Here is a 12,099-nt window from a genome sequence, read left to right as displayed (position 1 = left end):
AAAATAGGCGTACATCCTACCTGCTCTAACGCCCAAACAGCAGCCCGTGCGTGCGCAGCAGCGATCAATTGTCGGTTGTACCCACCAGCACCGGCGCAAACAATGGGCTCAGCCGGGCACTGCCGATGTCAGACAGATGATCCTCGTCCTTGTATTGCATATACCCACCAACCACGATGCTGCAGACTTGGCCCGCACACATCAGCGGGGTAGGGTCGATGACATGCACGCCGGGGTCGGCGGCGCTCATCGAGTCGAACAACCCACTCAGGAAACGCTGGCGGGACAAGTGCTCCTGAAGCGGGCGCCCCAAGCCCTCGGTCGAACGCCCGACCCGGGCCAGGCTCACCAACCGGCTGACAACGCCCTTGTGCTGCAACGGTACCTCCTTGAACAACCAGACTTGCGCGCCTGCTGCCCTTATCGCTGCCACTCGCGCCTTGAGCGCCGCGGCCAGACGTGTTTCGGCCTCGGCGGTATTGTCGCGAGGGTTGAGCAACAACTCTTTATCACCGTTCTCACGACCGTAGACGTAAAGACTCCAGTTGGACGCGAGCACCACGTCGCTGATCTGCAGGCGACGAACCTGATCCATGGTCCGTTCGTTAAAGTCCTTGCATCGCTGTCGGGGGGCGTCGCTCAGGATCGGCGGGCAACCGCTCAAGCTGTAGAGCCATACCGGGCGCCCTTCGGGGGCAGCACCGGTTTCAATCGCCGGCAACAATGCGGCGGCATGGCTGTCGCCCCAAAACAGTTGAGTCGCCGGCGCCTCTTTGTTCCTGCCGATCAAGCACGCCTTGTCCAGGTTCTTGTCCGAATTCGCTGACATGCATTTCATTTGCCCGGCCCGCCACTCTCGCGCCTGAGCATATTCCAGGGCCTTGCCCGTAAGGCGCTGGGGAAAACCATCGGCCGAGCGCACCACTGACCCCGTCACCGCCAGGGCAACCATCGCCAGCAAACCGGCGGCCAGCATCGGCTTGCGTGCGGCCAGTACACGCTTTTCACGAAACGGAAGCTCGACGAAACGCCAGCTCAACCAGGCCAGGCCCAGTGCCAGCAGAATCCAGCCCGCCGCCTCCCAAGCCTGGATACCGTCGATCGAAATGGCATTGGCATAGACGTAGACCGGCCAATGCCACAGATAAAAGGAATAGGACAGCAGGCCAACCCAGACGAGTGCCCTGGCACTGAGTGCCTGAGCCACCCAGGTCGAACCCTGGGCACCGGACCAGATCAGCGCAGTGGTGCCAAGCACCGGCAGCAAGGCGGCCCAACCCGGAAATCGAGTGGCCTTGTCAAAAGTGAAAACCGCCACCAGGACAGCAGCCAGCCCGGCCACACCCGCGAGCTGACAGAGCCATGGCCTCACCGGCTGTTTCGATGCAGGCCACACCGCGAGCATTGCGCCGCATAACAATTCCCAGGCCCGAGTCGGCAGCGAAAAGAAGACGAAGTCAGGCTTGCGGTCGATAGAGGCGACATTCAGTCCGAAAGAAACCAGCAGCACGGCAAACAGCATCCAGCGCCAATGGCGAACGTGGCGCATCAACAACACCATCAACAGCGGAAAGAAGATGTAGTACTGCTCTTCAACCGCCAGGGACCAGGTGTGGAGCAAGGGCTTGAGGTCCGACGCGGGCTCGAAGTAACCGTCCTCACGCATGAACAAGATATTGGAAATGAACAGCGCCTGATAACGAACCGCCCTACCCAGCTCCGAAAAATCCTTGGCCGTCAGCAGCAACCAGCCCAGGGCCAGCGTTGCCACCAGCACCACGCTCAAGGCCGGAATGATTCGCCGGGCACGGCGCGCCCAAAAATCGACGAAGCTGAAACGCTGCGCACTGATCTCGCGAAACAGGATGCTGGTTATCAAGAAACCGGAAATGACGAAAAAAACGTCAACACCGACAAAGCCACCACTGAATGTGCTGAAGCCGAAGTGAAACAGCACCACAGGAATAACGGCCAGGGCCCTCAAACCGTCGATGTCACGGCGGCTGCCGAACGTGCGCATAACGATCCTTGTCGCTTTACAAGATGATGCAAGCACGGACACTACCGGCTTGGGAAAGTTGTCTTTTTTGATACAAAGCCACGAAAAAAAAAGGGCGCCCCTGTTCGGGGCGTCCTTTTTTGAAACGTGCTGGGTGTTACTTGCGTTTCATCGACAGGAAGAACTCGTCGTTGGTCTTGGTCGTCTTCAGCTTGTCGACCAGGAACTCGATGGCGGCGACTTCATCCATCGGATGCAGCAGCTTGCGCAGGATCCACATGCGCTGCAATTCGTCATCGGCGGTCAGCAACTCTTCGCGGCGTGTGCCGGAACGGTTGATGTTGATGGCCGGGAAGACACGTTTCTCGGCGATACGACGATCCAGAGGCAGCTCCATGTTGCCGGTGCCCTTGAATTCCTCGTAGATCACTTCGTCCATCTTCGAGCCGGTTTCAACCAGCGCGGTGGCGATGATGGTCAGCGAACCGCCTTCCTCGATGTTTCGCGCGGCGCCGAAGAAACGCTTCGGTTTTTCCAGCGCGTGGGCATCGACACCACCGGTCAGCACCTTGCCAGAGCTCGGGATGACGGTGTTGTAGGCACGGGCCAGACGAGTGATGGAGTCCAGCAGGATCACCACGTCCTTCTTGTGTTCGACCAGGCGCTTGGCCTTCTCGATCACCATTTCGGCAACCTGCACGTGGCGGGTCGGCGGCTCGTCGAACGTCGAGGCGACCACTTCGCCGCGCACGGTGCGCTGCATCTCGGTCACTTCTTCCGGACGCTCGTCGATCAGCAGCACGATCAGATGAACTTCAGGGTTGTTACGGGCGATGTTGGCCGCGATGTTCTGCAGCATGATCGTCTTGCCCGCTTTCGGCGGCGCCACGATCAAGCCACGCTGGCCTTTGCCAATGGGTGCGCACAGGTCGATGACTCGACCGGTGAGGTCTTCGGTGGAACCGTTGCCGGCTTCCATCTTCATGCGCACGGTCGGGAATAGCGGGGTCAGGTTCTCGAAGAGAATCTTGTTCTTCGCGTTTTCCGGACGGTCGAAGTTGATCGTGTCGACCTTGAGCAGGGCGAAGTAACGCTCGCCTTCCTTCGGAGGGCGGATCTTGCCAACGATGGTGTCACCGGTGCGCAAGTTGAAGCGACGGATCTGGCTCGGCGAGACGTAGATATCGTCCGGGCCGGCGAGATAGGAAGCGTCTGCGGAGCGAAGGAAGCCGAAGCCGTCCTGGAGAATCTCCAGCACGCCATCACCGGAGATTTCCTCGCCGCTTTTCGCGTGCTTCTTGAGCAGGGAGAAAATCACGTCCTGCTTGCGCGAACGGGCCATATTTTCTATGCCCATCTGTTCGGCCAATTCGAGCAGTTCGGTAATCGGCTTTTGCTTGAGTTCAGTCAGATTCATATAGGAATGACGTAATCATTTATGGAGGGGGGAAATTAAGCTTTTGGCTTAATGAGGCCGCGCCGCGGAGAAGGCGACAGGATCGCGTACTTATTCGAAAGGAGAGCGTCGGCGACGGCTTGCAGGGGGCAATGGAGAAACCAGTGCGGGGCCGAATGTACCACCTGGGTTTGCAAGCGTCTAGCCCCGAATAACGAAAAAGCCCCGCGATTTGCGGGGCTTTTTCAGTGGCATTCGGCGCTTAGATGTTGGCGTCGAGGAAAGCAGCCAGTTGCGACTTCGACAGCGCACCCACTTTGGTGGCTTCGACGTTGCCGTTCTTGAACAGCATCAGGGTCGGGATACCGCGTACGCCGTGCTTGGCCGGAGTCTCCTGGTTTTCGTCGATGTTCAGCTTGGCAACGGTCAGCTTGCCTTCATAAGTGGTAGCGATTTCGTCCAGGACCGGGGCGATCATTTTGCACGGACCGCACCACTCTGCCCAATAGTCGACCAGTACCGGGCCTTCGGCCTTGAGTACTTCTTCGTCGAAGTTATCGTCGGTAACGTGTTTGATCAGATCGCTGCTCATGGAAATCTCCGGGGTTGTCAGCAAAAAAACGTGGCCCATGATAGCGGCCCTTCCGGGGTTCAGGAAGCCGCAGTTGATTGAGTCTCGCTATGACGAAAGACGTATTTGGGTATGGCTCAACTCACGAAGCGACGGGGGCGACGAAGGCAATCCCGGTACGCAACGCCGCGTTACGTACATGTTCCTGCATGGCTTTTTGCGCAGCGCCCGAAGCGCGGCGAGCCAAGGCGCGGAGGATCTTGCGATGCTCCTGCCACGTTTCCATCGCCCGCTCCGCCCTGATGAACGGTAGTTTCTGGCTTTCCAGGAAGATCTCGGCGCTGGCGGTGAGAATGCTCAGCATCGCCTGATTACCGCTGGCCAGCAGGATGCGCCGATGAAATTCGAAATCCAGCCGCGCGGCGGCGTCGAAGTCGCCGATCTTCAATTCCCGTCGCATGGCTTCGACATTGTCTTGCAGCATGTCCAGCTCATCGGCGCTGAGCGTCACCGCCGCCAACCCCGCCGCGAAACCCTCCAGGGCGTAGCGCAACTGGAAGATATCCACTGGCGAGGCCTGGGCCGCGAACGGCCAGCCCGGCGCCGATTCGCTGCGTGGAGCTTCTACCGGTGCCTGCACGAAGACCCCTTTGCCCGGCTGCACGCTGATCATCCCCAAGGCGCTCAACGATGACAGCGCCTCGCGCAACGACGCCCGACTCACCCCCAGTTGCAGCGCCAGGTCCCGTTGCGACGGCAGCGCATCGCCCGGGCCGAAGCCTTCATCGACGATCAGTTTGCGAATGGCTTGCAGAGCCACTTCAGGAACGGCGCGAGCGATGGAATTCATGATTTTTTAGACGAACCGGGCCAGTGAGCGGCTAGTTGTAAAGCTATTCGCCGCGCCCGGCAAGTCGTGCCCCAGCAGGGTTCGGCGACAAATACCGACGCCCGATAACGGTGCGAAAAACGCCGCGACTGTTCAGACCAGTAAGACCGCCCTCCGCCAGCAAAACCGCGGCTTGGGCCGCTTAAAAGTCGCCTTGGCATGGCCTGTGCTCTGTCCGAACGCAGAAATCACATCACCGATTGCGGAGATTCGCCATGATTCAGCGTTGCAGCGCCCTGCTCACAGCTCTGTTTGCCAGCCTGATGCTCTGTCAGCTACCCGCCCACGCCGATGGCCTGGAAGACGTGGTCAAGCGTGGCACCCTCAAGGTCGCCGTGCCCCAGGACTTCCCGCCATTCGGTTCGGTAGGCCCGGACATGAAACCCCGCGGCCTGGACATCGACACCGCAAAACTGCTGGCCGACCAGCTCAAGGTCAAGCTTGAACTGACACCGGTCAACAGCACCAACCGTATCCCCTTCCTGACCACCGGCAAGGTCGACCTGGTGATTTCCAGCCTGGGCAAGAATCCGGAGCGGGAAAAGGTCATCGACTTCTCCAGCGCCTACGCGCCGTTCTACCTGGCCGTGTTCGGTCCGCCTGACGCCGCCATCAACAACCTGGACGACCTCAAGGGCAAGACCATCAGCGTCACCCGTGGCGCCATCGAAGACATCGAGCTGACCAAGGTCGCCCCCGAAGGCACCACCATCAAGCGCTTCGAAGACAACAACTCGACCATCGCCGCCTACCTGGCCGGTCAGGTGGACCTGATCGCCAGTGGCAACGTGGTGATGGTCGCCATCAGCGAACGCAACCCCAAGCGTGTTCCGGCCCTGAAGGTGAAACTCAAGGACTCGCCGGTGTACGTGGGCGTGAACAAGAACGAGCCGGCGCTGCTGGACAAGGTCAACCAGATCCTCGCGACCGCCAAGACCGATGGCAGCCTGGAGAAAAATTCCCAGACCTGGCTCAAGCAGCCGCTGCCGGCCGATCTCTGACCGTCGCTTGAGAGGCTGAGCATGGCTTATCAGTTCGATTTTCTGCCGGTGGTGCAAAACACCGAGCTGCTGTTGCGCGGCGCGCTGTTCACCCTGGAACTGACGGCCATCGGTACGTTGCTCGGGGTCAGCCTAGGCATCGTCGGGGCCGTGGTGCGGGCGTGGAACATTCGCCCGTTCGCGGCGATCTTCGGCGTCTACGTGGAGTTGATCCGCAACACGCCGTTCCTGGTGCAGCTGTTTTTCATCTTCTTCGGTTTGCCGTCCCTGGGCCTGCAGATTTCCGAATGGCAGGCGGCGGTGCTGGCGATGGTGATCAACCTCGGCGCCTATTCCACCGAGATCATCCGCGCCGGCATCCAGGCGATCCCGCGGGGGCAACTGGAAGCGGCCGCGGCCCTGGCGATGAGCCGCTTCGAGGCCTTCCGCCACGTTGTGCTGCTGCCGGCATTGGGCAAGGTCTGGCCGGCGTTGAGCAGCCAGATCATCATTGTGATGCTCGGCTCGGCGGTGTGTTCGCAGATCGCCACCGAAGAGTTGAGCTTTGCCGCCAACTTCATCCAGTCACGTAACTTCCGCGCCTTCGAAACCTATGCGCTGACCACGCTCATCTACTTGTGCATGGCGCTGTTGATCCGCCAGTTCCTCAACTGGGTGGGCCGCCGCTGCCTGTACAAGAGCAGCAACGGGAGCGGCCGATGAGCGATTTCACTTTCTGGGACGTGGTGCGCAACCTGCTCACCGGCCTGCAATGGACCCTGGCGTTGTCGCTGGTGGCGTTTATCGGTGGCGGCGTGATCGGTTTGCTGATCATGGTGTTGCGCATCTCCAAGAGCGCCCTGCCCCGCAACATCGCCCGGACCTACATTGAGCTGTTCCAAGGCACACCGCTGTTGATGCAGCTGTTCCTGGTGTTCTTCGGCGTGGCCCTGGCCGGGGTGGAGATTTCGCCGTGGATGGCGGCGGCGATTGCCTTGACGCTGTTTACCAGCGCCTACCTGGCGGAGATCTGGCGCGGTTGTGTCGACTCGATTTCCCACGGCCAGTGGGAAGCCTCGGCGAGCCTGGCCCTCAACCCGCTGGAGCAGTTGCGCTACGTCATCCTGCCCCAGGCCCTGCGCATCGCCGTGGCGCCGACCGTGGGCTTTTCGGTGCAAGTGGTCAAGGGCACGGCCGTGACGTCGATCATTGGCTTTACCGAACTGACCAAGACCGGCGGCATGCTCGCCAATGCCACGTTCGAGCCGTTCATGGTCTACGGCCTGGTCGCCCTCGGTTATTTCCTGCTCTGCTACCCCTTGTCCCTCAGTGCGCGCTACCTGGAAAGGAGACTGCATGCCTCTGCTTAGAATTACCGCCCTGCATAAATACTACGGCGATCACCACGTGCTCAAGGGCATCGACCTGAGTGTCGAGGAAGGCCAGGTGGTGGCGATCATCGGCCGCAGCGGCTCGGGCAAATCCACCTTGCTGCGCACTCTCAATGGCCTGGAATCGATCAATGATGGCGTGATCGAAGTCGACGGCGAATACCTCGATGCGGCCCGCGCCGACCTGCGCAGCCTGCGCCAGAAAGTCGGGATGGTGTTCCAGCAGTTCAACCTGTTCCCGCACCTGACGGTCGGCGAGAACGTCATGCTGGCGCCACAGGTAGTGCAAAAAGTGCCCAAGGCCAAGGCGGCCGTGCTGGCGCGGCAGATGCTGGAACGGGTCGGGCTTGGCGAGAAATTCGATGCCTTCCCCGACCGCTTGTCCGGTGGTCAGCAACAGCGGGTGGCGATCGCCCGGGCGCTGGCGATGTCGCCGAAAGTGCTGCTGTGCGACGAAATCACCTCGGCCCTGGACCCCGAGCTGGTCAATGAAGTGCTCAGCGTGGTGCGGCAGTTGGCCAAGGAAGGCATGACGCTGATCATGGTCACCCATGAAATGCGTTTTGCCCGGGAGGTCGGCGACAAACTGGTGTTCATGCACCAGGGCAAGGTGCATGAGGTGGGGGATCCCAAGATATTGTTTGCCAATCCGCAGACGGCGGAGCTGGCGAACTTTATCGGGACCGTCGAGCCGGCCTGATTTTCTCAGCCAAAAAGCTCTTGTGGCGAGGGAGCTTGCTCCCGCTCGGCTGCGCAGCAGTCGTAAAACCGGCCAGCCGAGTTTTCCTGATGGACCGCGTTGAATGGCTTTGGGGCCGCTTCGCAGCCCAGCGGGAGCAAGCTCCCTCGCCACAGGGAACTGCTCTGGCTCAAGGGTTTGGTTCAGGTGCGTTGGCGTAGGCGGTCGATCGTGGCAGGATGGTAAGGTTATCGACCGAGACTTTTTGACCATGCCGCCATCCCAAGCCAAGAATCTGTCCCTGATCGCCGCCATAGACCTGGGCTCCAACAGTTTCCACATGGTCGTTGCCAAGGCCCAGAACGGGGAAATCCGCATTCTTGAGCGGCTCGGCGAGAAAGTCCAACTGGCCGCCGGTATCGACGAAGAACGCCAGCTGAGCGAAGAATCCATCCAGCGCGGGCTTGACTGCCTCAAGCGGTTTGCCCAACTGATCAATGGTATGCCCTTGGGCGCGGTGCGGATCGTGGGCACCAACGCCCTGCGCGAGGCGCGCAACCGTGGCGAGTTCATCCGCCGTGCTGAAGAAATCCTCGGGCATCCGGTAGAAGTCATTTCCGGCCGTGAAGAGGCTCGCCTGATCTATCTGGGCGTTTCCCATACCTTGGCCGACACCCCAGGCAAGCGCCTGGTGGCGGACATCGGTGGCGGCAGTACCGAATTCATCATCGGCCAGCGCTTCGAACCGCTGCTGCGCGAAAGCCTGCAGATGGGCTGCGTGAGCTACACCCAGCGTTATTTCCGCGACGGCAAGATCACCCCGGCCCGCTATGCCCAGGCCTATACGGCGGCGCGCCTGGAGATCATGAGCATCGAGCACGCCCTGCACCGCCTGACGTGGGATGAAGCCATTGGCTCCTCGGGCACCATTCGCGCCATTGGCCTGGCCCTCAAGGCCGGCGGGCATGGCACCGGCGAGGTCAATGCCGAGGGCTTGGCCTGGCTCAAGCGACGGGTGTTCAAGCTCGGCGATGCCGACAAGATCGACTTCGAAGGCATCAAGCCCGACCGCCGGGCGATTTTCCCCGCGGGTCTGGCGATCCTCGAGGCGATTTTCGACGCCCTCGAACTGCACCGCATGGACCACTGTGAAGGCGCCCTGCGCGAAGGCGTGTTGTATGACCTACTGGGGCGTCATCATCACGAAGACGTGCGCGAGCGCACCCTGGGCTCGCTCATGGAGCGTTATCACGTCGACCTGGAGCAGGCCGCACGGGTCGAACGCAAGGCACTGCATGCCTTCGACCAGGTGGCCGACGATTGGGACCTTAACGACGGAGTCTGGCGCGAATTGCTGGGCTGGGCCGCCAAGGTCCATGAAGTGGGCCTGGACATCGCCCACTATCACTACCACAAGCATGGCGCCTACCTGATCGAGCATTCGGACCTGGCGGGGTTTTCCCGGGAAGACCAGCAAATGCTCGCGCTATTGGTGCGCGGCCACCGACGCAATATTCCCAAGGATAAGTTTGCCGAGTTCGGCGATGACGGCATCAAGCTGATTCGCCTGTGCGTGCTGCTGCGCTTCGCGATCCTGTTCCATCACATCCGTGGCACCCAGGAAATGCCCCAGGTGGCCCTGCATGCCGACGGCGATCAACTGGATGTGATGTTCCCCGAGGGCTGGCTGGAAGAAAACCAGCTGACCCAGGCCGACTTCGCCCAGGAGGCCGAATGGCTCACCCGGGTCGGGATTGTGCTGAACATTCACTGAGCCCCGCCACAACCCAGATCTATTGTGGTGAGGGGATTTATCCCCGTTGGGCCGCGAAGCGGCCCCAAAGAGTTGGAAGGTAATCAACCTGACACAACTGGCCCGCAGGTTTCAGGGCTGCTTCGCAGCCCAGCGGGGATAAATCCCCTCGCCACAGATATCCTTAAACCATCAGAACTGCATCACCCCAACCTTAACGAACCGCCAACACCGGACTGCTCAAGCGCTCCAGCAACGTCGCCTGGGCGCTGCGCGGGTTCTGGTTGCCGGTCGGGGTGTTGCGGATGTAGCGACCATCCGACTGCAGGCTCCAGCTGTGGGTGTTGTCGGTGAGGTAGCTTTCCAGCTCCTTCTTGACCCGCAGGATCAGCTTCTTGCCTTCCACCGGGAAGCAGGTCTCGACCCGTTTGTCGAGGTTGCGCTCCATCCAGTCGGCACTGGACAGGAACATCTGCTCCTCACCGCCGTTGAGGAAGTAGAACACCCGCGTATGCTCCAGGAAGCGCCCGATGATCGAGCGTACATGGATGTTGTGGGACACCCCCGCAATGCCCGGCCGCAGGCAGCACATGCCACGCACCACCAGGTCGATGCGCACGCCCGACTGGCTGGCCTTGTACAACGCACGAATGATCTTCGGGTCGGTTAGCGAGTTGAACTTGGCAATGATGTGGGCCGGTTTGCCGTCCAAGGCGAACTGCGTTTCCCGGGCGATCATGTCGAGCATGCCCTTTTTCAGGGTGAACGGCGCATGCAGCAGTTTCTTCATGCGCAGGGTCTTGCCCATGCCGATCAACTGGCTGAACAGCTTGCCGACGTCTTCGCACAAGGCATCGTCAGAGGTCAGCAGGCTGTAGTCGGTGTACAGGCGGGCGTTGGCAGCGTGGTAGTTGCCGGTGCCCAAGTGGGCGTAACGCACGATCTCACCGGCTTCACGGCGCAGGATGAGCATCATCTTGGCGTGGGTCTTGAAGCCGACTACGCCATAGATCACCACCGCACCCGCCGCCTGCAGGCGGCTGGCCAGTTGCAGGTTGGATTCCTCGTCGAAGCGCGCGCGCAATTCGATCACTGCCGTGACTTCCTTGCCGTTTCGCGCCGCGTCCACCAGGGCATCGACGATTTCCGAGTTGGCGCCGCTGCGGTACAGGGTCTGGCGCACCGCCAGGACGTGGGGATCCTTGGCGGCCTGGCGCAGCAGGTCGACCACCGGTGTGAACGACTCGAACGGGTGCAGCAGCAGGATGTCCTGCTTGCTGATCACGCTGAAAATGTTCTCGCTGTTTTGCAGCAGTTTCGGGATCTGCGGCGTGAACGGCAGATATTGCAGCTCCGGATGGCTGTCCAGGCCGGTGATGCTGAACAGTCGGGTCAGGTTGACCGGGCCGTTGACCTGGTACAACTCGGTCTCATGCAGGTTGAACTGCTTGAGCAGGTAATCGGACAGGTGTTTCGGGCAGGTATCGGCCACCTCCAGGCGCACCGCATCACCGTAGCGACGGGAGAACAGCTCGCCGCGCAGGGCGCGGGCCAGGTCTTCGACGTCCTCGGTGTCCACCGACAGGTCGGCGTTACGCGTCAAGCGGAACTGGTAGCAACCTTTCACCTTCATGCCCTGGAACAAGTCATCGGCATGGGCATGGATCATCGACGACAGGAACACATAATTGTCGCCAGGGCCGCCGACGTCTTCCGGCACGCGGATAATCCGCGGCAGCAGGCGTGGCGCCGGAATGATCGCCAGGCCGGAATCGCGACCGAAGGCGTCGATGCCCTCCAGCTCGACGATGAAGTTCAGGCTCTTGTTGACCAGCAGCGGGAACGGGTGCGTCGGATCGAGACCGATCGGCGTGATGATCGGTGCGATCTCGTCGCGGAAATAGCGGCGCACCCAGGTCTTGATCTTGGTGTTCCAGTAGCGCCGGCGGATGAAGCGCACCTGGTGCTTTTCCAGCTCCGGCAACAGGATATCGTTGAGGATCGCGTATTGCCGGTCCACATGGCCGTGGACCAGCTCGCTGATGCGCGCCAGGGCCTGGTGCGGTTGCAGGCCGTCGGCACCGGCCTGTTCACGGGCGAAGGTGATCTGCTTCTTCAGCCCGGCGACGCGGATTTCGAAAAACTCATCCAGGTTGCTGGAAAAGATCAGCAGGAACTTCAACCGCTCCAGCAGCGGGTAGGACTCGTCCAGCGCCTGCTCCAGCACGCGGATGTTGAACTGCAGTTGCGACAGCTCCCGATGGATGTACAGGCTGCTGTCATCCAGGTTGGGAATCACAATCGCCGGAGCCGGTGCGGGCTCGACGACAGCTGGGGCAGCAGGCTCCAGCGTCGGCGGTGTCTCGGCAATCTGCTCGACCACGGGTTGAGCGTCTTTTACGGCAACTTCGGAGAGTCCTTCGGTATTCATCGCAAGTTCC

Annotated in this window: 10 protein-coding genes; 5 read left to right on the top strand and 5 right to left on the bottom strand. The window is 60.9% G+C overall.

The window, feature by feature from the left end; translation table 11 throughout:
- Positions 1-64 precede the first annotated feature (64 nt).
- From BLU76_RS01940 to BLU76_RS01925, 4 genes are all read right to left on the bottom strand, one after another.
- Entirely contained in the window at positions 65-2,020 is a 1,956-nt protein-coding gene (locus BLU76_RS01940) for an acyltransferase family protein (protein ID WP_092221305.1), read from the bottom strand.
- 136 nt (positions 2,021-2,156) lie between these two features.
- Positions 2,157-3,416: a transcription termination factor Rho gene (gene rho / locus BLU76_RS01935; RefSeq protein WP_003206716.1), complete on the bottom strand. Its 1,260-nt coding sequence runs from the start codon at positions 3,414-3,416 to the stop codon at positions 2,157-2,159.
- A gap of 241 nt (positions 3,417-3,657) precedes the next feature.
- Complete coding sequence (trxA, locus tag BLU76_RS01930) at positions 3,658-3,987, bottom strand: thioredoxin TrxA (protein WP_092221303.1); 330 nt, start codon at positions 3,985-3,987, stop codon at positions 3,658-3,660.
- 121 nt (positions 3,988-4,108) lie between these two features.
- On the bottom strand, positions 4,109-4,816 hold the full coding sequence (locus tag BLU76_RS01925) for a FadR/GntR family transcriptional regulator (protein ID WP_092149182.1): 708 nt from the start codon (positions 4,814-4,816) through the stop codon (positions 4,109-4,111).
- A gap of 254 nt (positions 4,817-5,070) precedes the next feature.
- On the opposite strand from BLU76_RS01925, the gene BLU76_RS01920 reads away from it, so the two are divergent.
- The 5 genes from BLU76_RS01920 to ppx all read left to right on the top strand — a co-directional run bounded on the left by BLU76_RS01920 (position 5,071) and on the right by ppx (position 9,679).
- Positions 5,071-5,856: a transporter substrate-binding domain-containing protein gene (locus BLU76_RS01920; RefSeq protein WP_014340791.1), complete on the top strand. Its 786-nt coding sequence runs from the start codon at positions 5,071-5,073 to the stop codon at positions 5,854-5,856.
- Positions 5,857-5,877: 21 nt separating this feature from the next.
- On the top strand, positions 5,878-6,558 hold the full coding sequence (locus BLU76_RS01915) for an amino acid ABC transporter permease (RefSeq protein ID WP_003206733.1): 681 nt from the start codon (positions 5,878-5,880) through the stop codon (positions 6,556-6,558).
- Positions 6,555-7,205, top strand: coding sequence for an amino acid ABC transporter permease (locus BLU76_RS01910; protein ID WP_003206735.1), 651 nt, complete (start codon positions 6,555-6,557; stop codon positions 7,203-7,205). The genes BLU76_RS01915 and BLU76_RS01910 overlap by 4 nt, the downstream gene beginning before the upstream one ends.
- Positions 7,192-7,926: an amino acid ABC transporter ATP-binding protein gene (locus BLU76_RS01905; RefSeq protein ID WP_092221301.1), complete on the top strand. Its 735-nt coding sequence runs from the start codon at positions 7,192-7,194 to the stop codon at positions 7,924-7,926. Before BLU76_RS01910 ends, BLU76_RS01905 begins: the two co-directional genes overlap by 14 nt.
- 250 nt (positions 7,927-8,176) lie before the next feature.
- On the top strand, positions 8,177-9,679 hold the full coding sequence (ppx, locus tag BLU76_RS01900; protein ID WP_092221298.1) for an exopolyphosphatase: 1,503 nt from the start codon (positions 8,177-8,179) through the stop codon (positions 9,677-9,679).
- Between the two features lie 193 nt (positions 9,680-9,872).
- Here the strand turns inward: ppx and ppk1 are convergent, their stop codons facing one another.
- Positions 9,873-12,089: a polyphosphate kinase 1 gene (ppk1, locus tag BLU76_RS01895; protein ID WP_063323856.1), complete on the bottom strand. Its 2,217-nt coding sequence runs from the start codon at positions 12,087-12,089 to the stop codon at positions 9,873-9,875.
- Positions 12,090-12,099 lie beyond the last annotated feature (10 nt).

This window comes from Pseudomonas sp. NFACC08-1, from assembly GCF_900106735.1.
Classification (GTDB): domain Bacteria; phylum Pseudomonadota; class Gammaproteobacteria; order Pseudomonadales; family Pseudomonadaceae; genus Aquipseudomonas; species Aquipseudomonas fluorescens_Q.
The sequence above is the reverse complement of the archived record's forward strand: the minus strand, read 5'-3'. Positions and strand labels throughout refer to the sequence as shown.